21 protein-coding genes and 1 pseudogene are annotated in these 23,098 nt (G+C 53.5%); 8 read left to right on the top strand and 14 right to left on the bottom strand.

Going from position 1 to position 23,098, the window contains the following annotated elements:
• Positions 1-143 precede the first annotated feature (143 nt).
• Both M3G15_RS01510 and M3G15_RS01515 read left to right on the top strand, forming a co-directional pair.
• On the top strand, positions 144-1,427 hold the full coding sequence (locus tag M3G15_RS01510) for an MFS transporter (protein ID WP_009226476.1): 1,284 nt from the start codon (positions 144-146) through the stop codon (positions 1,425-1,427).
• Positions 1,428-1,516: 89 nt separating this feature from the next.
• Positions 1,517-2,074, top strand: coding sequence for an ArsR/SmtB family transcription factor (locus tag M3G15_RS01515; protein WP_036646271.1), 558 nt, complete (start codon positions 1,517-1,519; stop codon positions 2,072-2,074).
• 236 nt (positions 2,075-2,310) lie between these two features.
• On the opposite strand, the gene M3G15_RS01525 is transcribed toward M3G15_RS01515, so the two are convergent.
• Positions 2,311-2,781: a SprT family protein gene (locus tag M3G15_RS01525; RefSeq protein WP_260069867.1), complete on the bottom strand. Its 471-nt coding sequence runs from the start codon at positions 2,779-2,781 to the stop codon at positions 2,311-2,313.
• A 121-nt stretch (positions 2,782-2,902) separates the two neighbouring features.
• Between M3G15_RS01525 and M3G15_RS01530 the strand changes: the two genes are divergently transcribed.
• A complete protein-coding gene (locus M3G15_RS01530) occupies positions 2,903-3,253 on the top strand; it encodes a hypothetical protein (RefSeq protein ID WP_009226473.1) in 351 nt (116 codons plus the stop codon).
• A 580-nt stretch (positions 3,254-3,833) separates the two neighbouring features.
• Entirely contained in the window at positions 3,834-3,974 is a 141-nt protein-coding gene (gene cmpA, locus M3G15_RS01535; RefSeq protein WP_260069868.1) for a cortex morphogenetic protein CmpA, read from the top strand.
• A 119-nt stretch (positions 3,975-4,093) separates the two neighbouring features.
• On the opposite strand, the gene M3G15_RS01540 is transcribed toward cmpA, so the two are convergent.
• A complete protein-coding gene (locus M3G15_RS01540) occupies positions 4,094-6,328 on the bottom strand; it encodes a Tex family protein (protein WP_311202243.1) in 2,235 nt (744 codons plus the stop codon).
• A gap of 149 nt (positions 6,329-6,477) precedes the next feature.
• Positions 6,478-6,831 carry a DUF4190 domain-containing protein gene (locus M3G15_RS01545; protein WP_036646263.1) on the bottom strand — a complete coding sequence of 118 codons (354 nt, stop codon included), beginning with the start codon at positions 6,829-6,831 and terminating at the stop codon, positions 6,478-6,480.
• Between the two features lie 229 nt (positions 6,832-7,060).
• Here M3G15_RS01545 and M3G15_RS01550 point away from each other — a divergent pair, with 229 nt between their 5' ends.
• From M3G15_RS01550 to M3G15_RS01560, 3 genes are read left to right on the top strand one after another with little or no spacing between them, the layout of a single operon-like run.
• Positions 7,061-8,485, top strand: a complete 1,425-nt coding sequence (locus tag M3G15_RS01550) for an efflux RND transporter periplasmic adaptor subunit (protein WP_260069869.1) — start codon at positions 7,061-7,063, stop codon at positions 8,483-8,485.
• Entirely contained in the window at positions 8,485-9,186 is a 702-nt protein-coding gene (locus M3G15_RS01555) for an ABC transporter ATP-binding protein (protein WP_260069870.1), read from the top strand. The genes M3G15_RS01550 and M3G15_RS01555 overlap by 1 nt, the downstream gene beginning before the upstream one ends.
• Positions 9,183-10,355 carry an ABC transporter permease gene (locus tag M3G15_RS01560; protein WP_260069871.1) on the top strand — a complete coding sequence of 391 codons (1,173 nt, stop codon included), beginning with the start codon at positions 9,183-9,185 and terminating at the stop codon, positions 10,353-10,355. The genes M3G15_RS01555 and M3G15_RS01560 overlap by 4 nt, the downstream gene beginning before the upstream one ends.
• A gap of 313 nt (positions 10,356-10,668) precedes the next feature.
• Here the strand turns inward: M3G15_RS01560 and M3G15_RS01565 are convergent, their stop codons facing one another.
• From M3G15_RS01565 to M3G15_RS01590, 6 genes are all read right to left on the bottom strand, one after another.
• Positions 10,669-10,956, bottom strand: coding sequence for a hypothetical protein (locus M3G15_RS01565; protein WP_009226462.1), 288 nt, complete (start codon positions 10,954-10,956; stop codon positions 10,669-10,671).
• A gap of 173 nt (positions 10,957-11,129) precedes the next feature.
• Positions 11,130-11,480: a type II toxin-antitoxin system PemK/MazF family toxin gene (locus M3G15_RS01570; protein WP_009226461.1), complete on the bottom strand. Its 351-nt coding sequence runs from the start codon at positions 11,478-11,480 to the stop codon at positions 11,130-11,132.
• A 3-nt stretch (positions 11,481-11,483) separates the two neighbouring features.
• Positions 11,484-11,765: a CopG family ribbon-helix-helix protein gene (locus tag M3G15_RS01575; RefSeq protein ID WP_016313120.1), complete on the bottom strand. Its 282-nt coding sequence runs from the start codon at positions 11,763-11,765 to the stop codon at positions 11,484-11,486.
• Positions 11,766-12,012: 247 nt separating this feature from the next.
• The gene (gene alr / locus M3G15_RS01580) at positions 12,013-13,194 is read right to left on the bottom strand and encodes an alanine racemase (RefSeq protein WP_260069872.1); all 1,182 of its coding nucleotides are present in this window, start codon (positions 13,192-13,194) and stop codon (positions 12,013-12,015) included.
• Positions 13,195-13,403: 209 nt separating this feature from the next.
• The gene (locus M3G15_RS01585; protein WP_260069873.1) at positions 13,404-14,525 is read right to left on the bottom strand and encodes a LolA family protein; all 1,122 of its coding nucleotides are present in this window, start codon (positions 14,523-14,525) and stop codon (positions 13,404-13,406) included.
• 143 nt (positions 14,526-14,668) lie between these two features.
• Positions 14,669-15,268: a TetR/AcrR family transcriptional regulator gene (locus M3G15_RS01590; protein WP_260069874.1), complete on the bottom strand. Its 600-nt coding sequence runs from the start codon at positions 15,266-15,268 to the stop codon at positions 14,669-14,671.
• A 121-nt stretch (positions 15,269-15,389) separates the two neighbouring features.
• On the opposite strand from M3G15_RS01590, the pseudogene M3G15_RS01595 reads away from it, so the two are divergent.
• Positions 15,390-15,942: pseudogene (locus tag M3G15_RS01595) on the top strand (hypothetical protein).
• A 321-nt stretch (positions 15,943-16,263) separates the two neighbouring features.
• Here the strand turns inward: M3G15_RS01595 and M3G15_RS01600 are convergent.
• From M3G15_RS01600 to M3G15_RS01620, 5 genes are all read right to left on the bottom strand, one after another.
• Entirely contained in the window at positions 16,264-17,514 is a 1,251-nt protein-coding gene (locus M3G15_RS01600) for an MDR family MFS transporter (RefSeq protein WP_260069875.1), read from the bottom strand.
• 71 nt (positions 17,515-17,585) lie between these two features.
• Positions 17,586-19,400, bottom strand: a complete 1,815-nt coding sequence (locus M3G15_RS01605) for a cache domain-containing sensor histidine kinase (RefSeq protein WP_260069876.1) — start codon at positions 19,398-19,400, stop codon at positions 17,586-17,588.
• Positions 19,401-19,410: 10 nt separating this feature from the next.
• Entirely contained in the window at positions 19,411-20,241 is an 831-nt protein-coding gene (locus M3G15_RS01610) for a response regulator transcription factor (protein WP_260069877.1), read from the bottom strand.
• A gap of 181 nt (positions 20,242-20,422) precedes the next feature.
• The gene (locus M3G15_RS01615) at positions 20,423-22,114 is read right to left on the bottom strand and encodes an extracellular solute-binding protein (protein ID WP_260069878.1); all 1,692 of its coding nucleotides are present in this window, start codon (positions 22,112-22,114) and stop codon (positions 20,423-20,425) included.
• Positions 22,115-22,196: 82 nt separating this feature from the next.
• A complete protein-coding gene (locus M3G15_RS01620; RefSeq protein WP_260069879.1) occupies positions 22,197-23,090 on the bottom strand; it encodes a carbohydrate ABC transporter permease in 894 nt (297 codons plus the stop codon).
• Positions 23,091-23,098: the final 8 nt, after the last annotated feature.

Here is a 23,098-nt window from a genome sequence, read left to right on the forward strand (position 1 = left end):
ACGGGTAGAGGAATTTGCCGCCGCTTCCCGTCGGACAAGCCCGCCAAAAAAAGATTTGCATTCCATCAAAAAAACGATAAAATAAACTTGACGTAAAAATATTTTTAACGTATTAACATTTTTATTGTGTAGGAGGAGTGTTCATGTCTCAAGAAGTGCGCGTCAAAAGCCAGCCGTTGATCCGGTTCGGTGAGCTGGCAGCTTATAAACCGTTTATGTACCTTTTGCTCGCTCGTGTAATTTCCCGTTTTGGCGATTCCATTGACTCGATTGCTTATAGCTGGATGGTATACAGACTGACCGGCTCCACACTGATGATGGGCACCTTGTTTGCCCTCAATTTCATCCCTAACATCGCCTTCAGCTTTTTCGCGGGAACACTGGTGGATCGCTGGTCCAAGAAAAAGGTCGCGGCGTTCACCTATCTGGGACGCGGCCTCATCGTCTGCTTCACGGCCTTCCTCTATTGGCAAGGCTGGCTTGCCCCCTGGCATCTCTATATGCTGACCTTTCTGACCTCCACGCTGGAATGCTTTGCCTCTCCTGCCGAACTGGCTTTGGTTCCCCAACTGCTGCCCAAGGAAAAGCTGCTCAGCGGCAATTCCTTCAGCACCTCCGCTTCGCGGGCGGCTGAATTAGCGGGCATGGCCACCGTCGGCGGCATTATTGCAACTTTGGGCATCTCCGCTGCAATTTTGATTGACGGAATTACGTTCACCCTTGCGGCCGGCTTCATCCTGCTGATCCGTAACACCAGCCCAAACGCCAACCCAACTTCGCCTGCACCTCACCTCAAAGCTGCACAACCAGATAACTCCTTTGTTCAAGAACTTAAAGCAGGGTTAAAATATCTCGTATCCAATAAGCTACTGATAACCATCGTGATGGCTGCGGCATTCGTGAACTTCTGCTTATCCCCGTTTAACGTCCTAAACGCCGTCTATGTTGATGAAATTTTAGGTTCAGGTCCTGCCGGCCTAAGCTTGATGGGGTTTAGCTTAATCTGCGGGACTATTGTCAGCGGATTATGGATTGGCAAGAAAGGCTCCGCCTACAAAAAAAGCCGGCTCATCCTCACCGGTTACCTGCTGCTTGGAGCCAACTATGCGCTGATGTACCTGCCTGCAGTCATTCCGGTTCAACCGCTTGTTTTGGCTGCGTTATTTTCCTTTGGCATGGGACTTTCCGTCTCATTGTGCAACACCCCATCCACGACCTACTTTATGGAAAGTGTCCCCAAGGAACTGCTTGGCCGCGTCGGAGCGTTATACTCCATGGTCTGCACCTGCGCGATCCCTGCGGGCAGTGCGCTGGCCGGGGTGATAGGGGAATGGATGCCCGTCCATCTCTTGTATGTGAGCTTTGGGTGCCTCCTGCTCATCCCGATACTGCTCTTGTTGAAGCAGCGAAGCTTTATGGAAATTTGACGCCTTCCTCTGCTTTGCGCATTTGATAGACCCAGGCTATACTAAAACAATGACGACAACCGTTTAAGGTTCGGGTGGGGGGCTTACTGGTGGACAATGTGAAGGAATTAAAAACCCTGGAGGACATTCGGATCTATTCTGACCCGTATCGCCTTCAAATCCTGGATACATTTAAGCAATTAAATCGTCCGGCAACGATGAAGGAAGTGGCAGATAAGATGGGGGAAGTTCCAGCCAAGGTCTATTATCACGCCAAAAAACTGGAGAGCATCGGCCTGCTGCAGCTCGTGGACACGAAGATCATCAACGGCATTACGGCGAAGTACTATGAGCCCTATGAGGGGGCTATTCAGATTAAGAAGAGTTATTTTGATGATTCCATGAGGCAGGTTGCTTTGACAGAAACCGAGAAGCTGCTAAGCAATTTATATGATGAAAGCAAAAAGCGGTTTTTGAAAGCATCCCGCTCGCAAACGTCTTCCGGGCAATTGACCACCGATCACGTGTATCTGACCCCGCAGGAGGCGAAGGAATTTCAGGACTGGGTCACGGCGTTTCTCAAGCAGCACCAGACCAAAACGTCGGAGGAAAGTACGATGTACGAGATCTTTTTAACCGTATCGAAAAGCATAGATTCCGAGGATTAAAATAATAAGAACCATCGTCTCCATACATGGAAGCGTGGTTCTTATATTTTTGCCGATGAAGTTGTTCCTGCTTTGTTTTCGTCTTGCGGGTTCGCAGATCTTGGAACGCAAATGGACTGCGGCTGAGCTCCGGGCTACGTTTGCCTTCTCGGATGAGCTTTTGCCGATGCTTCTTGGCTTGAGATTGGGCCATCTGACATCCCTCCTTAGGTTGTTTGATTTAAGTATAGCACACCTTAACCGCCGGATAATGCATAGAGCCGCAGCTTCCCCGCACATCGGCCGCAGCGGTAGCGGCTTGGGTCTACTCGACGTTTACGCAGATACGTCATCCCGCAATCGGCGCATACCAGCTTATAGCGTTGCGGCAAGGTTTTGCGCTGTTTTGCCCCGGGCAAGGCGTTGCAATAGCGGCTGCCGCCAACTTTTTGGAGCAGGGCCTTAAAGTCCGCGTCGCGATGCCGGTATCCTCGTCCCGCCAGATGAAGATGATAGTGACACAATTCATGTTTGATGATACGCTCGACTTCCTCTTCCCCATAGGCGGCCAGTTGGGCGGGATTGATCTCGATATGATGGGTTTTCATAAAATAACGCCCTCCGGTTGTTCTTAACCTGCTGTTAAAACGGGCCCTATGCCGGAAAGGCACGCCGAAGGAACGCAGCGAGATTTGCTCGATCCAGGCTTGCAGCTGCTCATCCGTCATCGTCTCTCCCCTTCCTGTTCGTAGAAGCGCATGAAAATCTGCTAGATTCGTTACTTGAATTTTAACTTCTCCTTACGCTACACTGTCAAGTAGGATGGATAGAAAAGGAGAATCGTTAAGCATGTCCCTAATGAGATACGTCATTTTACAGCAGGACCAGGATCTGATCTTCGTTGAAATGCCCCGTGACTACGCCTACCAGCTTAGCGCTTTGAATTTGCGGCTGAACAAGGAAATCGATAAACTGACGGCTGCCGAGGTTCCGACCTTGCCGCGTGCGATTGCCGAATGCGACCAGCTCGAGCTCCTGCAGGAATCGCTGCAGATCACGAGCGGGCTGGATTATATTAACGGACTGGAGTCCGCTTTCTCCGCGATCCGTGAGGAAAATTATCCCCTGATTTCGCTGCTCACCGAAATCCGTGCCCTCCAGGCTCAGCTGGAGCAATGGTACGAAGAAGAAGGCGCGTAACTCTAAGGCTGCTGCCAAGGAAGCAATGAAGCCGGCCAGGATTATCCCTTTCCGTAAGGTAGAGGGAATTGGTCGGCTTTTTCACTTTGGTCGGAGGAGCCTAGCACACCCCGCAGCGGCGCTCTTCCGGGCATAGCTCGTCGTCACACCCCCGCCGCTGCTCTAACGGAACGTAGAGACCTTATTTGCCTATTTCCCGGCTATTTCCCGCTGTAACGGAACTGAAAGACCTTATTGCACGGTTTTTGCGGCCATTTCGCTGTCCACGCACCAATTAAGGTCTCCTGGTTCCGTTAGAAACGGATCATGCCCGTTTTCGAGCAAATAACGTCTCTGAGTTCCGTTAGAATAGACCCAACAGCGCAGAGGCAGCACCAACCTTTTCTGACTTCCATTGGAGTGGCGTCAGCCCCGGCAGACCCCACCCGGTCAGTTAAGGCCAAACCGCACCCCTGCCTCTCCATTCCCCCACCGTGTTCAAAATCCAGAATTTACCGGCGATTTGCAGGGGACTTGCACGGATTGGGGGAATTCCCCATACCCTAACCATACCAATGGGTTTCCGGAGGAGGGGATACGCTTGCCAAACTGGCTTAGCAATCAGATCATGCATGCCTTTAACAAGAGAGATCGCCGTCAAATTCGGCTGTTAAACGATTGTTGGTTTTTTTATTATAGCCGCCAAAAAAAACAGACCGAAACCACCAACCACATGCAATAGCACTTGATCAAAAAAAGGGGCCGGCTCCACAGCAGCAAATCTGCTTGGAGAACGGCCCTCGCTCTCGTAAAAAAGAGCCGGGTTACACGGCCCACCCGTATCACCGGCTCTCTATGAGTTTACTGTGCCTTTACCTCAGAAGGCCCCCGCATCGTCAAACCAACCCGGCCTTTCTTCACATCCACGTTCAGCACCCAGACGGTGACATTGTCGCCGACCGAGACGACGTCCATCGGATGCTTGACGTACCCGTTGCTCAGTTGGGAGATGTGTACGAGCCCGTCGTTTTTGATGCCAATATCAACAAAAGCCCCAAAATCGATGACGTTGCGCACCGTCCCCTGCAGTTCCATGCCGGGCACCAAGTCCTCGATCTTCAGTACATCGGTGCGGAAGATTGGCGGCGGCAGCTCCTCGCGAGGGTCACGCCCCGGGCGCTGCAGACTTTCGAGAATGTCGCGCAGCGTTGGAACGCCCACCTCGAGGCGAGGCGCCAGTTCGTCCGGATTCAACGCAGCCAGCTTCTCATTCAGCTCTTTGGAGCCCAGCTGATCCATCGATACCCCCAGCTCGGCAAACAATCGGTGCACCACGTCATAAGATTCCGGGTGGATCGGCGTCTTGTCCAGCGGATTCTCGCCGCCGTCGATCCGCAGGAAGCCTACGCACTGCTCGAAAGTTTTGGCGCCAAGTCGCGGTACTTTTTGCAGCTGCTTGCGGCTCTTGAAGCGTCCGTTCTCCTCGCGGAACTTAACGATATTCTTCGCAATCGTCGCATTAACCCCAGATACGTAGGACAAGAGCGCCGGCGAAGCGGTATTGACGTCCACACCAACATGGTTTACCGCCGACTCTACCACGTTCTTTAAACTTTCGTCGAGATGCTTCTGCGACACGTCGTGCTGGTATTGACCAACGCCAATCGCCTTCGGCTCGATTTTAACCAGCTCCGCCAACGGGTCTTGCACCCGCCGTGCAATGGATACGGCGCTTCGCTCCGCCACGTCCAAATCCGGAAATTCCTCCTGCGCCAGCTTGGAGGCCGAATACACGCTGGCGCCCGCCTCGTTGACGATCAGATACGCCAGCTCGCGGTCCTTGCCCTTGCGCTCGGCGATGACCTCGGCGACAAATTGCTCCGTCTCCCGCGAGGCCGTACCGTTGCCGATCACGATCAGCTCGATCCCGTATTTGTCGATCAGCTCGTGGAACTTGATTGCCGCTTCCTTTTTCTTGTTGTTTGGCGGCGTCGGGTAGGTGACCGCCACCTCCAGCAGCTTGCCGGTGTCGTCAACAACGGCGAGCTTGCAGCCGGTGCGGTAGGCTGGGTCAACGCCAAGCACCGTTTTGCCGCGTACCGGCGGCTGCAGCAGCAAGCTGCGCAAATTGCCGGCGAAGATCGAAATCGCCTGGGCTTCGGCTTTTTCCGTCAACTCGCCGCGCACCTCCCGCTCGATCGACGGGGCGATCAAGCGTTTATAAGCATCCTCGATCGCCGCGCGCAGCACGTCCTCCGTTGCGGAACGTCCGCGGATCACCTGGCCGGCGATGTGGCGGCAGATCGCCTCGGCGTCTACCTCCAGCGACACCTTCAGCACGTTCTCCCGCTCGCCGCGGTTCATGGCGAGGATGCGGTGGGGCGGCATTTTTTTGGCCGGTTCCCGATAGTTGTAGTACATTTCGTAGACGGATTCCTCTTCCGGTGACTTCGCTTCGGACACCATCATTCCGTGGTCCATCGTATATTTCCGGACCCAAGCCCGGGTCGGCGCTTCATCCGCCACCTGCTCGGCGACGATATCCATCGCCCCTTGCAGCGCCTCCTCGGCCGTTTCTACGCCTCCTTCCTTCCCGGCAGCCTGGGTGAACTTCGCGGCTTCCGTGAGTGGATCGCCTTGCTTCGGCTGCGACAACAGCCACTCCGCCAGCGGCTCCAGACCCTTTTCCTTCGCTACGCTCGCGCGGGTTTTGCGTTTTTGCCGGAAGGGTCGATACAAGTCCTCTACTTCCTGCAGCTTCACCGCCTTCGCGATCGCGGCCGCCAACTCGTCCGTCAGCTTGCCCTGCTCGTCGATGATCCGGACGACTTCCCGTTTCCGTTCCTCCAGGTTGCGGAGGTATTGCGTCCGCTCTTCAATATTGCGCAGCTGGTTTTCATCCAGCTCCCCGGTCATTTCCTTCCGGTAACGGGCGATAAACGGAATTGTATTGCCCTCATCCAGCAGCCCGATCGTTGTTCGCACCTGCTTCAGGGAGAGTCCCAGCTCCTTCGCGATCTGGGCGAAGATCCGCTCCTGTTCCCCCGCATCGGCCATACTTTGCACCTCTGTTCCGTTCGTCTCCGTTTGCGTCATGGCCAAATCCCTCTTTCATTCTAAAAATTGCGATTGTTTCTATTATCACAAACTTTGCGCGCCTTTTCCAGCATGTCCAAACCCATCGAAGTCAGAGTTGACGAAAAAAAAACACCGCGCCCAAGGCAACGGTGCTTTCATTCAGTTCTTTAAAACGTGCCGTAGATGTCTGGCGATGAAGCAAAGACCAATACCGCAATAATGGCAATCACAATAATGATACCGTACAGTGCCGTACCGATGATACCGCAAACGAGACCCGCGATGCTAAGTCCCTTGCCCTGCTCGCCCTTCCGTTTGATCTCCTTAAACGACAAGCTGGCGAACACAATCGCAACGATCCCCAAAATAAAGCCGACATACGGAATGACGATCGAGAGAATGCCCAGCACCAACGATGCGATGGATTTGCCGTTTGTTTTGGGCGGCGTCGGCGGTGGTGGCGGCGGAAATTGGTTAAACGTGGAATACGAATAAGATGTTTCAGACGGACGTTGATCCATGAAAAAAAAGTCCTCCCCAAAATATGTTACATCCATTGTACTTGATCGTTGTGAATGGCGCCATGGCTATTTCCCGTGAATTGGTCTTTTTATGAAAAATCATTCAGAAAACTTTCAGCTTCACTTAAGGTTCGCCTCATCTTCATCTTCTAAAATGGTTTTGATTTGCAGAGAACCGGTACAAGCACTGCCGTCTGCCGGTAGAATACATCATCGTTGGAGGGATTCGATGAAGAAGAAATGGTTGTGGATTGGGGGCGGAGCCTTGGTTCTGATCGCCATTGCCCTCATCCTTGTTCTAAAGCTGCCGGACAAGCAGAATCAGACGGCGGCGCCCGTTCAGAATACGACCCGGGTCAGCAAGGGCGACATTACCGTTAGCGTGTCCGGATCAGGTACGATCGTCTCAACCGAGAGCGAAAGCGTACGTACGAAGGACGAGGGGAAAGTAAGCGAAGTTCTTGTAAAGACGGGAGACGTCGTGGAAGAAGGCCAGGTGCTGCTGACATTTGAGGGCACGGATAATACCGACAACATCAAGGAACAGCAATCCTCCCTGGAAATGCAGAAACTGGACCTGGTTGATTTGCAAAATCAGTTTAAACGTCAAGTGCAAGAAGGCGCCGACGAGCAAACACTAAACGCCACGAAAAAATCAATTGCCAAGCAAGAGCTAAACATCAGCAATACGGAAGCGGAAATCGCTAAGCTGCAGGAGGCAATGGTTCCTCCCGATCCGTTAACCTCCCCGATTGACGGCACGGTCACCGCAGTCAACATCACCGCCGGGGAACAGGCCAAAAGCGGTAGCGAGCTGTTTGTCATTAACGATTACCAGAAGCTCAGCGTCAAAATTCAGGTTGACGAGCTGGATATCCCCAGCGTCACAAAGGGCATGAAGGCGAACGTTCAAGTTGACGCTTTTCCGGATCAGACTTTTGAAGGTGTTGTCTCTGACATCGCGAATGAAGGGGTTGCCTCGGGCGGTGTGTCGTTATTTGATGTCACGATCGCCCTGAACAATTCTGAAGGCGTGCGGGTAGGCATGTCAGCGGAAGCAACGATCATCACCGAGGAGAAAAAGGATATCTTAACCCTGCCGATCGAGGCGGTTCAGCAGCGGGCCGGCCGGTATTTCGTCATGCTGCCCGAAACGGGGAGCGACGGAACAAGTGCGGCAGGTGGCGCAGCCAGTCCGCAAGGGTCGGGCAGCGGGCCGGCTACAGGCAGCGCACCGGCCGCTGACAGTGCGCCGACCACGGGCAGCGCACCGGCCGCTGACAGTGCGCCGACCACGGGCAGCGCGCCGGCCGAAGGCAGCACGCCCAGCACAGGCCGCACTGCACAGCCCGATGCCGCAGCTGGTGCTGCCGGAGGCACCAGCGGCATGAACGGCCGTATCCAGGTCGTTGAGGTTGGCGTGCATAACGAATCGTATATCGAGATTGTCAGCGGACTAACCGAAGGCCAGGAGGTTGTGATCCCGACGATCATCAGCAACTCTTCGAGTTCCTCCATCCAACAGCAAATGAGAATGCAGGGAGGGTTCGGCGGAGGCAGTGCCGGATTTGGCGGAGCCGGAGGCGCCGCTTCTGGCGGGGGCGGTGCGGCTCCATCCGGAAGAGGCGGGTTCAGCGGCGGAGGTGGCCGATAATGGCGGCAATATCTCCCCCACTGATCGACGTGCAGAACCTCGGACACGGCTACCGTATGGCCGGAGAGATGATGACCGTGCTCAGCGATATCAGCTTTCAGGTCCGGCATGGCGAATTCGTCGCCATCATCGGCCCGTCCGGCTGCGGGAAGTCGACGCTGATGAACATGCTGGGCTGTCTGGACGTCGCCAACGAAGGGACGTATTTGCTTGACGGGCAGGACATACGCAAGCTGTCCGATAACAAGCTGGCCACGATTCGCAATGAGAAGATTGGGTTTATTTTTCAACAGTTTAATCTGTTGCCCAAATTAACCGCCTACGAAAATGTTGAGCTGCCGCTCATCTACCGCAACGTCCCGCACAAGGAGCGAAAAAAATCAGTCGAAGAGTCGCTCCGTCTCGTTGGTTTGGAAGACCGGATGCACCATCGTCCTTCCGAGTTGTCAGGCGGGCAGCAGCAGCGGGTGGCCATCGCCCGTGCAATCGCCGGCTCCCCGCCGCTCCTGCTCGCGGACGAACCGACCGGCGCGCTGGACAGCAAGACCGGCATCGAAGTGATGGATAAGATGAAGGAACTGAATGCACTCGGCCACACGATCATTATTATCACCCACGATCTGTCCATCGCTGAGCAAGCCAAACGGGTCATCCGAATCCAGGACGGACGAATTGTTGAAGATCGGGGGAGCCGGGCATGAATCTTCTGCAAAGCATCAAAATGGCCTGGAAAAGCATCGCCGGAGCGAAGATCCGCTCTTTTCTTACGATGCTAGGCATCATTATCGGCGTCTCCTCGGTGATTACGCTCGTATCTGTGGGGCAAGGCACCACATCGCAGATTACGGACCAACTCGAAGGCTTGGGAACCGACCTGCTTACGGTGAACATCATGGGCCGGGGCAGCTCCACCTCACTCTCCTTTGAGGAAGCGATGGCTCTGGGGGAGATCGAAGGGGTGAAGGCCGTATCCCCCGTGATCAACGGCTCTGTAACGGCCAAGAAAGGAACGGTAAATGACAGTCTTTCGGTAGAAGGCATCGCGCCTTCCTACGAGGAGGTCCAGGATTTCCACGTCCAAGCCGGACGTTACATCATCGATATGGACAATGAGTTCCGCATGAAGGTGGCGTTGATCGGGACCGAAGCTGCCGAGACTTTTTTTGGCACAGATAACCCGATTGGACAAACGATTCAGCTTAACGGCAGCAGCTTCAAAATCGTTGGCTTGTTGGAATCGAAAGGTTCCAGCCTGACCGCCTCCAACGATAATAAGCTGCTGATCCCAATCGCTACGGCCGAGCGCTTTCTGCAAAGCCGCGGTGTGCGTTCGATTACGGTACAGGTTGAGGACACCAAGCAGATTGAAACCGTCAAAGCGTTGCTGGAAGCTACCTTGGATAAAAAGTTCCAAAATGCCGACAACGCCTACAGTATCTTTAACTCCCAGGAGATGCTGGACACGCTAAATTCGACAACCCAAATACTGTCGCTGGCGCTCGGCGGCATTGCCGGCATTTCGCTGCTCGTCGGCGGCATTGGGATCATGAACATCATGCTCGTCTCCGTCAGCGAGCGCACCCGGGAAATCGGCGTTCGCAAAGCGATCGGGGCCAAAAAGCGTGACATCCTGATGCAATTCATGGTCGAATCGACGGCACTTAGCGGCTTCGGCGGCTTGATTGGCATCGGGCTGGGCTACTGCGCCAGCGCGTTGATCGGCCACTATTCGTCGCTAACGACCACCGTATCGCTCCCGATCGTCCTGATCGCCTTTGGCTTCTCCTTGTTCATCGGCATCATCTTTGGGATGATTCCAGCGAACAAGGCAGCCAAGCTGCGCCCGATTTACGCGCTGCGGACCGATTAAGTCAACCATTGTGTTCGAAAAATCGAATACAATTCACCAGATTCACCGGTTTTAGCGAATTATATATGAAATTTCATACAGAATGTGCCCTGCGGGTGCCGGAATCCGTTTTTTTATATGAAAAATCGAATAGAATCCGCCCTAATCCCCGAAATCAACACAATTCTATATGAAAAATCGAATACATTCCGCCGAGCCGAGCCGCACCACCTTACCAGACTGCCCCCTACCACCCAACCGTCCAAGCAACAATAAAAAAGTGCAAGCCGCCAAGGAACTCCCTTGCGCTTGCACTTTTGCTCGTTTCGCTAGCCTAGCTCACTCCGTAAACCGATGCCATGCAATCGACGAACATCCGGTTGTATTCCTGGCGGGTCAGATCCTTATTGCAATGGATATCGCGTCCAAGGAACTGGTACCAGGTGATCTCGACCTGATCTTTTTTGTACAGGAACCGGCCGTTCGTCAGTGAAAATTTGTCGTTCTCGAAGGGCACGATGTTCTCGTAATCCAGCTCGCTGCCTTGCTGCTCGGCCACGAACGTCGCCAGCAAAATCAACATTTTGAAGGGATCGTCATAGATTTCATATTGAGCGCTCAAACGGCAACCTCTCCTTTATCCGTGATTACTCTCATCGTACTCGAATTGCCCTCGCGACAAATAGGAAAATTATAAGATCCTTTATGAATTTTATCGCATAATAAACAACGCCCCGGAACAACGTCCGGAGCGTAAAAAGTCATTCTAAAAACGCACACATGAGTGATAAATGTTCAAAAATCAATTAAACCGAGACTGATGAGCAGCGAATCGTTCACTTTCTTCATCGTCTCCTCATCCAAATGCGTAATTTTATCCGTTAGTCTTTGTTTATCGATCGTTCGAATTTGCTCCAGCAAGATGACGGAATCCCGGTCAAATCCGTGAGTTGCCGCGTCAATCTCAACATGGGTCGGCAATTTCGCCTTTTGGATTTGTGCCGTAATAGCAGCAACAATGGCCGTTGGGCTAAATCGGTTTCCGATATCATTCTGGATGATAAGCACCGGTCTGACCCCGCCCTGCTCAGAACCTACCACAGGGGAGAGATCTGCAAAAAAAACGTCGCCGCGCTTTACGATCAATGTTTACACCCCGCTTACTAGGCGGTCCAGAGTGATGTCTGCATCTTCTTCCGCATGGAACGCTTCGGAGGCCATGGACAAATTAATTTTGGCCATCTCCATATAGCCGCGCTGCATCGATTCGCGGATGAAACGTTTCTTCCGCTCGTTCAGATACAGCTTCATGGCCTGCCTGATCAACTCGCTGCGATTGGAGTTCTCCATCGCCACGATTCCATCAACTTCCTGCAATAGCTGATCCGGCAAACTGATCATGATTCTTTTGGTGTTGTGCATATTAGCCATCTTAAAACTTCCACCCCCAAAACCTACTCGCCCCTGTTTCCTGATAATCAGTATAGCATTATTCAAGGAAATTTATACAAAAGAAATATATGCCGAGCGTATATCAAGTATGCTGCAATTCATTATAAACAAAAACAGTGGTGCCGTACATACCTGATCATTTCCATGTTTAATATTCGATAGACCTGGCATAAATTCCTTCACGCAGGGAAAGTTTTGTTGAATTTTGTCTGCTGCGCCAATTCCGTCACAGCAGCGGGTTCAGCAATAAGACCGATTCGCCCTTTCGTTTGTATACCCGGGGCACTCGGTGGGCCAGCATGCAAATCAACTCGTAATGGATCGTTCCCATGGCGGAAGCCAGCTCCCCGGCGGTAATTTCCTCGCCGGCTTGCCGGCCGATGAGCACAACCTCTTCGCCGGCTTGAATTTCTTCGGCTTCCTCAGCCAAAGCTTGAAGCGATACCATACATTGGTCCATGCATATGACGCCTGTTACAGGGACACGGCGGCCGCGTATTAGTACCTGCGCCTTGCCGTTTAACATCCGTGAATATCCGTCGGCATACCCGATCGGAAGCGTGGCAATCCGCTCTTCCTGCTCGGTGATGTATCTCGCTCCATAACTAATGGCGGAATGGGCAGGCAACGTCTTCACCCGTACCGTTTCCGTTTTCAGCGAGAGAACCGGGGTGAGCTTCACTTGATCGCGTCTCACCTCGTCGGATGGATACAAGCCGTACAGTGCGATGCCAATGCGGACCATTTGCACCGACAGTTCCGGCATATCAATGGCGATTGCGCTATTTCCCGTATGTATGATCGGGATGCGAATATTATGCTCCCGCAGCGCTTCCACCACGCCCTGAAACCGGCGATATTGTTCCAATGTATAGCTTTTGTCTTCCTCGTCCGCCGTGGCATAGTGGGTGAACAAGCCTTCTACTTCCACATGCGGCACTTGCATAGCCTTGCGTACGAAGGCGACCGCCTCATCTCCAGGCAGCAGTCCGACGCGGCCCATGCCGGAATCGATCTTGATATGGACTCTCAGCTTATGCGGGAATTCAGCAGGATTCAGCGCTTCAATCGCCTCCAGCACTTCGTTGCTGAAGACATTTAGCGTGACATCATGCTCCCAAGCGGTGCGAACCCCGTGTGGCGGCGTATATCCTAGCACGAGAATCGGCAGCTGAATGCCGGCTTTCCGAAGCTCCAGCGCTTCGTCCAGAAAGGCGACGCTGAGATAATCCGCGCCGATCTGTTCCAACTCCTTCGCCACAGGTACAGCACCATGCCCATACGCGTTAGCTTTTACACATGCCAGCATTTTCATGTCCTTCGGTTGTCTTCTCCGCAATTCTTCGAAATTGCTGCGCAGCGCGTCCAAATCAATTTCCGCATGGGTTGGTCGATACATCACTTGCACTTTCGGGTCACCTTCTCCAAAGATTGAGAGTTCAAATATCTGAGCAATATCCTAATGGTAATGTTCATGAATGCGGCTGTCAATTCTGCAAAAGAACCCAATTCCTGAGGAGGCGCTTAATACACCCTTATAGAAGAAAGAGGCGAATCCACGGGGCCTGGGGAACGCTCCTCCCCTCCGGCACAGCCGCAATCCGCCTGTTCCTTGTGTTACTTACCGGTTTGGTCCTGCATCGAAGCGGCAATTTTAACCATTTCGGTCACCGGCAGATTCTCGCTCGTAATCCGGAATTCCAATCCGTCCACTGTCCAGGTGAGTGTCCGCAGAGTATCGCCGGTCAGCAGCCCCCACGTAAAGCCCATATCGATGAATTCACCCGGTACGAGCGATGCAGTGCGGTCCGGCGAACGCGTCTCCGTCAGCGTAAATTGATATGTACCGTCATACCGCAGCAGTACAGTCGTACGATCGGTACCTTCCACGGCTCTGTCATCCTGGTACAAGACCCCATCCGGCAAATATGTTGGGATAATTACGCCAAAGGGTTCCGTCAACGCCGGTGCAGCCGAAGATGTGTTGCCACTGGCTTCATCGGTTGCTGCATCGCCGTTTGCGCCCGCTGCCTCATCGGTTGGCGTCTTCTCCACAAGCATGCCGTTCTCGTCAACTTCCAGCAACGTGCCTTGGGAATTCTGGGCAGCTGTATCGAGGTTATGCTGCATGTCAAACGAGTTCTTGTCGAACTTGGTGCCAAAGTCGAATTTATCGAATTTCACTTCGACAACAACTTTCGCTTCGGCATCGGATACCTGAACTTGCTTCGGCGCATAGTTGTCCTTGGCCAGCCAGATTTTTTGCCGGACTAAGGCATGGGTGTTGTAATTAGCCGCAACATCGAAGATGTAGCTATCCTTGTCGCTTTCAAATTGCCGCGAGCTGTCGCTTAAGATACTGCGAGCCAGCGTTTGATACAGATACACTTGACCTTGGTTCTCCGGCCAGTCGCTTTGGAAGCGGAAGCTCTTGTTCAGGCTTGGCGTCAGTACGAATACGCCTTGTTCGTTGCGGAGCACGATTTGCGTAACGTCCTTTTGAGCATTGGTGAGCGCGATCCGGTAGAACGACGGATTTTGGTACCAGACCTCCACCTTGTACTCCTGAGGCTTGTCACCCGTATAAAGCGTCATCGTGCCGGAGCCCTGATAACTCTCCAACTGGGCAACCAATTTGTCCAAATCCTTGACGACGCCGTCGGCGTCCTTTTTCCCGCATGCAGCCAGCACGAAGCTTAAGGCTATCACGATGGTCAGCATCCACGTGAAACGGCGCATGAGATCATCCCCTCTGCAGTTTGATTTCCTAAACTGATACATGTCTATGAGGGAACTTGGCCGATTATGCAGACTAGCCCTGCTCGGGAAAAGACAAGTTACCGGATTCGGGGCAACCCGTTGCGGTTGTAGGCTATTGCAGGCTATTCATCCTTGGCTGCATTCGTAATCGAGTCTAGATGAGCCTTCAGAACGCGGTTGATTTTGTCTGGATCCACCCGTAAGGGATCAAGCAAGGCATGTAAGGTGATGCCGTCGATCAACGCGTGCAGCCGCACCGTTTCCATCTCCCGATCCAGCCCGGCTTGCAGCAAACCATGCTGATCCATGGTGGTGATCAACCGCTGCATCAAGTCGTACAACCCGTCATGGCGCGCATCAAACTTCCCCGGCTTATGCCTGAAATAGGCCGTGAACGCCATCCACACCTCCGCTTCCGCCCGGGTCTCCTCACGGGTCGGCACGACCTCCTGCAAAATCCTCAGCACCTTCTCCAGCGGCGGTAGATCCAACGCGGAGATTTCGATAATTCGTTCCGTCGCTCTCTCCTTCACCAGGTTCATCGCATAGCGCAGCAGCTCCTCCTGCGAGTTGAAATCATGGCGCAACGCCCCCGGTGAAAGCCCCGCCTCCTTAGCGATATTGCGAACGGTGGCCCCTTCCATCCCCTGCTTCAAAATCACCCGCCAGGTTGCTTCGGCTATAATCTGTTTTCTTTGTTCATGATCTACTAGTTTTGGCATGCCTCTAGTTTAGCACCTCCAGGGCGGATCACACAATTTATTTAGTACAGTTGTATTAATTGAAACAGGATGTTACAATACACTCAACCTTTTTACATTTCATCTGTTACTGGAGGTCATTATGAACTTTATTGCCTGGATGATTGTGGCCTGTGAGATCGCCTTTTGGATCGTGATTCTTGCAGGATTATCCGTTCGTTATGGACTAAAGCGACCAAAGGATGGCTTTGCTGGCCTTAACGCCGGTGATCGATCTGCTGCTGTTCGTCCTCACCGGGGTGGACCTGTATAACGGTGCCGTAGCAACGACAGCCCATGGAATCGCCGCCGTATATATCGGGGTCTCGATCGCTTTCGGCAAGAGCATGATCGATTGGGCCGATCGTTGGTACCGTTATCTGTTCGTCGGGGAGAAGGACGCTAGACCGCCCAAACGTTATGGCCTGGAGTATGCCAAGCACGAGCTGAAGGGATTTCTGCGCCATGCCCTCTCTTTCCTGATTGGCGGAGCACTGCTCTTTGGCATGATCACCTTCATCAACGATCCGAGTCGGACCGAAGCGCTGGGCGGGATCCTGCGAGTTTGGAGTATCGTGTTCGTCATCGATGGTCTCATTATGATCTCCGCGTTCATCTGGCCCAAGCAGCCGAAACATAAAACGGACCGGGCTTGAATCGCCCGATCCGTTTTGTCGTGGTATGTACTTGCCATCCCCATATCACGCTTACCTGTAAAAAGTACCGTTAATTTCTTTAAATACACCCGATGTGTTCAAATTAACTGGAAATCCTGACGTTAATTTTGCCCGAAACCGCCTGTAAGCGACGATTCCGGCAAATTAACAGTAGGATTTCCAGTTAAATTACCCCGCTCCCCCAAAATGTCCAAAAATAACGGTAGAAAATCCAGTTAGTCGATCCCGTCCGGCGATCCTGATCCTCTGCCAGACCCTCTGCCAGACTTCAAAAGGCAAAAGGCTCCCCTTATCAGCTGATCAGCTAGGCACTCCCGCCTGCGCCTCCGCCTTCCCAACCGCCGCTTCCTTTGCGGTCAAGTGACGCTTCGCCAGCAGCAGGAACGGCATGCCGCAAGCGGTCGTCAGCGCGATGATCCCAAAGATGAGCAGAGACTGCAGGGCGCCAAAGGCATCCAACAGGAAACCGCCCACCAGCGGTGCGAGCACGTTGCCTAATTGATTGAAGCCAAACATGCCGAAATAGGTCCCGCGCAGCGAGGCAGGAGCAATCCGGTCAACCAGCACGTCCGTCATCGTAAACATCAGCACTTCGCCGATCGTAAAGATCACTACGCCCACCAGGAACGCCCAGACCGCATGCACCGAGCCGAACAGCAGCAGGCTGCCGGACACGAAGAGATTGCCCGCAACCAGCGGCACAATCGGCGAGAAGCGACCGGCAAACTTGACGATCGGGAACTGCACCGCCAACACAACAATGGCGTTCAGCGACAGCATGTAACCAAACAGCGTGGCCCAGTCCTGGATGCCCGGCGTCATCTCCAGGTACTGTGCCAGCGTTGAGCTGAAATGGCCGTACCCGAGCACGCAGAAAATCATGCCTATCAGCACGTACAAAAAGGTGCGGTCCCTGCCGGTCACCTGCATGGCGCCCTTCAACGTCAAACGCTCGCCTGCTCCATGACCCGCGATCCCGATTTCCTTGTGCAGCATAAACTGGAAGACCAGAACCAACCCGTACACCAAATACACGAGACCCGCGAAATAGAAGGCCAGTCCCGTCTCGGAAGCACCCACTTGCAATCCAAGGATCGGCCCAATTACAACGCCGAGATTGATCGCGGCGTAACGCAAATTAAATACCAGCATTTTGCTTTCCTGCGGGGTGATATCGGCCAGCAGCGCCCGGGAGGTTGGCTCGAACAGCGCCCGGCATAATCCGTTTAGGGCGTTCATGATAAAGAAAAGCCACACTTGATTCGCCAGCCCAAAGCCGATAAACACCAGCACCCAACCGAAGATCGAAATGTACAGTACCCGCTTGCGTCCGATGACGTCCGAGATGTAGCCGCCATAGAAGCTGGCGAACACCCCAATCAGCGAACTGACCGCAATGACGATCCCGGTTTCGGAGGGAGATGCTCCCAGCGATTTGATCAAGTAAATAGATAAGAACGGAATACTCATGGACGAAGCCATACGTCCAAAAATCGTCCCAATAATAATGGTCCACGACAAGGGATGAATGCTCTTGAGTTGTGCGATCATTTGGTTTCGCCTTCTTTGTTCACAAGATGTTCAAAACTATCTCCCTATTAAAACCGCGAATCCAATAGTTGTCAAGACTTGTCAGAAGGACTAATGCTTGACGTTTTGGCAGAGGTTCGGGAGGAGCCCGGCGTTTCTCCACCGGCAGGGACGGCCGGGAACCGGATCAGCACCGTCGTGCCGATGCCGGGGCGGCTATACAGCTTCACCCCGTACTCCGACCCAAAATGCAGTTGAATGCGGCTATGGACATTCCGAATGCCAAAGCCGCCATCTGCTCCGGGGGCCGGGTTGAACACTTGACGCTGTCGTTCCTGCGTCATGCCAATCCCGTCGTCGATAATCTTGAAGCACACCTCCCGCCCTTCCGTATATCCTTGAATCCGAACGTGGATCGGGTCGCCAAACCAGGCATGCTCCAGCGCATTCTCGATAAACGGCTGCAACACAAGCTTCACCGTAGCCAAAGACAGGATGGCAGGATCAACCTCAAAGTCGAAGGACACCGCCTCTCCGAACTTCGTACGCTGAATGTTAATATAAGCTTCGGCCTGCGCCAGCTCGCTATGGATCGGGATGATCGTGCGTCCATCGCTGAGCGACAAGCGGTAAAACTTCGCCAAATCCAGCACCATGCGCTGCAGCTTGTCAGTCTCCCCGAATTTGGCCAGCCGACTGATCGAGGACAACGTATTATAGAGGAAATGCGGATTAATCTGCGCCTGCAGCGTCTCCAGCTCGGCCTCTTTTTTCTCAAGCCGGGTCAGATAGACCTGCTCAATCAACTGCTTGATATTGTGCCCCATCTCATTCAGGGCGGAAGCGATCTGCGAGAACTCGTCTTTCCCCCGATAGCGCATCCGTTTATGCAAATCCCCCTCACGGAAGGCGTTTAAGACCGAGACGATTTTCGTCACCCGGATCGAGAAATAACGGGAGATAAACATGCCGGCAAACGTAAACACAATCAGGCACAACAGGCAGATCAAGATCACAAACCAGCGCACCTTCGCCGAGTCCCGTTCCATGATCGTGAGCGGAACCCGGGCCGTCAGCACCCATCCTGGGCCATCAAGCTCCTCTTGGATCGTCAAATACTCGGTTGTTCCAGAGGATGCTGCAAACCCACCGGACTCGTATAACGTCTCCCCCGTCCCATCCTGGATGAGCAACTGGCTGCCTTCGCCGATTTTGCGGTAATCCAGCGCCCCGAACAGCTCGCCGATCCGAACGCTGAGCCGCAAGAAGCCGATTTCCCGCAAATCCAGCGGCTTGTTGCTGTCGACCAACCGGCGCAGCAGCGAGATTCTGCCCTGTTCCCGGTCCTTCTCCACCTTTCGCCAAACGAGCGTCTCTCCGTATCGCTCCTCAGGAAAATCTATGTACCACGCTTTATCCTGAAGCCTGCTTAAATGATAGATATTATAGTTGCCTTCAAGCGCATCCGGATTCTCATTCACAAAGGAACCGTGATAAATCTCGGGCAGCGTATCATTCTCCAGAAAAACGTACATGGCGAGCTTCAGACCGGTCGCATTCATCGCAATATGCAGCTTGGGCTGAAGCACCATCGTCGTCCGTTCATAACTGCTCCAGCCCTCCTCATAGCTGCGCAGCTGCGTGATCAACATGTAATCGTGATAGAGCATCGAGGAGACGCGCTCGACATCCGCCAGTTTGTATTCGACGTTGTCCCGGATTTGCAGCAGCGTCCCCTGGATATTACTGCGGGTTTGATTGCGTATGGATTCCTGATAGAGAGAATGGGAAAAATAGCCGATCGCCAGCACCGGAATCAAAATAAATACGAGATAGGTCAACATCAGCTTGTAGCCAAACGGAAGGTAACGCAGCGCTCGGGGCGGCGTCACGCGGTGGATTTTCATCAAGTCGGCCTCACTCCCGTTTGCGGAATTCCATCGGCGTCATCCCGAAGGTCTCCTTAAATTGCCGGCTAAAGTAAGGGATATAGCGGTAACCTACTTGACCGGCGACCTCGTAAATTTTCACCTTCGGGTCTTTGAGCAGCTTACGTGCCCGTTCCATTCGCAGTTCAGTCAGCATTTCGCTGAAGCCTTGGCCGGTTTCCTCCTTAAAAAGATGCCCTAGATAGTTCGGCGAAAAGGCGAATTGCTGAGCGATGTTCTTTAAGGTGAGATTCTCGTGGAGGCGCGCCTGCATCGTCGCGATGATTTCCCGGATCAGCCGGCTGCAACCCGGCGCAGGGCGCGCCTCGGTCAACCGCGCCGCAGCTTGCCGCTCCTGCTCGTCCTCCAGCTTCTCAACGCCTTGCGCTTGCAACGCCTGCATCATTTTCAGATACTGCTCCTCCGTCCGCTTCCGATTCGCTTCATGTTCCAGCTCCAGCGTAATTTGCCGGAGCGAGGCGACCAACTCGTCGTCGTCCATCGGCTTCAGCACATAGCTGCAGGCTTTGAGCGAGAGCGCCTGCTTGACATAATGAAAATCCTGGTGTCCGCTGACAAACACGACGCGGACGTCCGGCTTCCGGTCCATCGCCCGGCGTGCCAGCTCCAGCCCGGACATATGCGGCATATTGACGTCCGTGACCAGAATGTCGATCGCCTGCCGTTCCATCAGCTCGCAGGCCGAGAAGCCGTTGCTAACGGCGCCCACCACCTCCATCCCCAGCTCGGACCAGGGAATAAACGTCCTCATGCCCTCCAGGTCAAGATGCTCGTCATCAGCAAGCAGTACCTTGTACACGATCGTGTCAGCCCCCTTTTTTCCTTGCGGAAGTTCGGTTTCAGCTCCGTTTCCCCTAAGTATACCCGGCCTCCCTGTTCGTTGAGAACGGAGAAAATCCTCTAATCCTCCCCGCCCTGCGCTACAGGAAAAGGGAGCCTAATGAATCGGGCCCCCTTGCCAAATAGCTTGCCTGTCTCGGTTAATTGCCTTGGATCATCTTCAAATTCTCATGCCAGCGCTGAGTATAGTAATCCAGCAGCTTCTCGAACCCAATGGCCATCGTGTCCTCATGCGCTTTGTCGAGGATCTCCAACGCTTCCTCGTCCGTCTTCGCATACAGCGCTTGCGCTCTCGCTTTCTGCCAAATGTCCTTGCCGCTTTGGAAGGTGATGCCCTCCTCGGTATCCGGCAGCGGGAACAAATTGATGAATTCCGTAGCGTCGCCCTGCGTTTTCCATGTAATTTCGTACTGCCAATAGGTTGACCAGTTCCGTTCGCTCTCCGGCAGCGTTGCTTCGAATCTCCCTTTAATATCGTCAACGTACACGGTATTGCCAACCCACATCAACGGGTCCATCTTCGCTTGATAATCGGCGAGCTTTTCTTTTTCCTTCGTATATTTCTCCGTGAACTTCGGCGTGATGCCGTCCGCTTCCCGTCCTTGCCAGAACTCGCCTTCAACCCCCCACATCTGCAGGGTCATCCCCTCAGGACCGGTCCACCAATCCAAGAAAGCGAAGATCGCTTCCGGATTCTTGGCGCTGGTCGTAATGACCGCTGCGTTCCAACCGAGCATGTTATAAGTGCCGGGATAAATTTTGTTTTTGTCCAGCCCTTCCTTGTGAATCGGCCAGATCATGAAATATCCGGCGTCCGGATCCTTTTGGGTCAAGGCTGCGTGGGCCTGCATCGCATACAAGGTCGGATTGGAGGAAGTGTACACCGCCACCCGGCCGTTCATCAGCTTTTCCTGCACCTGGTCTCTGGTCTGCGTCATGGCGTCCTGCGTCATCAACTTCTCGCGGAACAGCTTCGCTGCGTAGACCACCGATTCCCGGAACGGTTCGTCCTTGTAAATCGAAGTCATTTTATCCCCGTTGGGTACGGCAAAATAACGCGGAAAACTCAAATTGTTCTCCTTAAACGCGGAGTAAATCTGATCAAGACCGTGACCTTCGCTGGCCAAATCCGTCTCCAGCGGGATGACGTCCGGATATTTCTCCTTCACCAGCTTCAGGTAAGCATACAAATCATCGGTTGTTTCCAGTTTAGGCGAACCGAGCTCTTTATAAATCTTCTTGTTGACCACCCATCCGGCATTGCCGTTCGGACGGTTCGTGTACCAGTTCGGGAATTGATACAGCTTGCCGTCAGGGGATCGCAACATGTTCATTGCCTTCGGATCCAGCCATTTTTTCAAATTCGGATACTTCTCGATATAATCGTCCAATGGCACCAGCAAACCTGCTTCGCGCAGCCGTTCGACGTCCGCACCCCGCTCCCCCCAAATGACGTCCGGCAGATCGCCGGAGGCAATCATCGTGTTTAGCTTTTGCACCGTATTTCCGCCGTTTGGAATTTCTGTGATGTTCACCTTCTTGTTCTCTTTCACCCAAGCTGTCGTTTCGTCGGCGCCCCATTTGGGCATGGTGTACCAGTCATAGTTGCCGTAAAGCGTGAATTCCAGCGGCTCCTTCCCCAGCTCGAAAAGCTGCGGTTCCGCAGACTCCGCCTGGTTCGTCTCCGCATTGCTGCCGTTCTCCTTCGGCGCTTCGGCAGGATTACCGCCACTCGCGCTGTTGCCCCCGCCGCCGGAGCATCCGGCCAGGATGACGGCAATCGCCATGATGATGATCAACAGTTGGCTTAACCGTGTTCCCCGCTTTTTCATACGACTGTTATCCCCTTTCGCCTTTCATTTTTATGTTCAAAGCAGAACGATCTGCCTTAAACGCCGCCAGTTGTTCCTTCAACTACTCCTTCAAGGACCCGACCAGCACCCCTTTGACAAAATACTTCTGCACAAACGGATACACCAGGACGATCGGGATCGTTGCGACCATCATGGTGGCCATCGACAGCGATTTGCTGGTGACGGTTTTGGCCTGCGCCATATGGGCTTGCGCCGCTGCATCCAGGTTAGCCGTCTGCTCGGAGACGATATTGGACGCGAGAATCTGCTTCAGAATGGTCTGAATCGGCAGCAGCTCCTCCTTCGAAATGTAGATGCTGGCGATGAACCACTCGTTCCAGTGCCCAACCGCGGTAAACAGCGACAACGTTGCGATAACCGGTCCCGACAGCGGCAGCACGATGCGGAACAAGGTGCCCCAATTGCCGCAGCCGTCGATTTTGGCCGATTCCTCTAAGCCTTGGGGCAGCCCTTGGAAGAAGGTACGAAAGATGATCATATTCCAGACCCCAATGAGCGAAGGAATGATATATACCCAGAAGGAGTTAAACATCCCCAGGTTCCGGATCAACAGAAACGTTGGAATCAATCCGCCGGAAAAATACATCGTAAAAATACACATCAGCATATAAAATTTACGTCCCATCAGCTCGCGCTTGGTCATCCCGTAAGCGAAGATCGCCGTGGCCAAGATGGCGCTGACCGTGCCGACGACGGTCCGAAGAACGGAGATGATAAATCCCGACATCAGCCGTTCATCCTGGAAGACGACCTCGTAATTTTCCAGGGTAAAGGAGCGCGGCCAGAGGGTAATCCCGCCTTTTGCGGTATCCAGCCCTTCGTTCAGCGAGATAGCAATGGCATTCAGGAACGGATATAACGTGGAGAGGGAAAAAATGGTTAAGAAGACGTAGATGAAAGCAACCATGACCCGGTCGCCTCTGCTGCTATACATCGCGAGCA

The organism is Paenibacillus sp. p3-SID1389 (assembly GCF_025151705.1).
Lineage (GTDB): Bacteria > Bacillota > Bacilli > Paenibacillales > Paenibacillaceae > Fontibacillus > Fontibacillus phoenicis.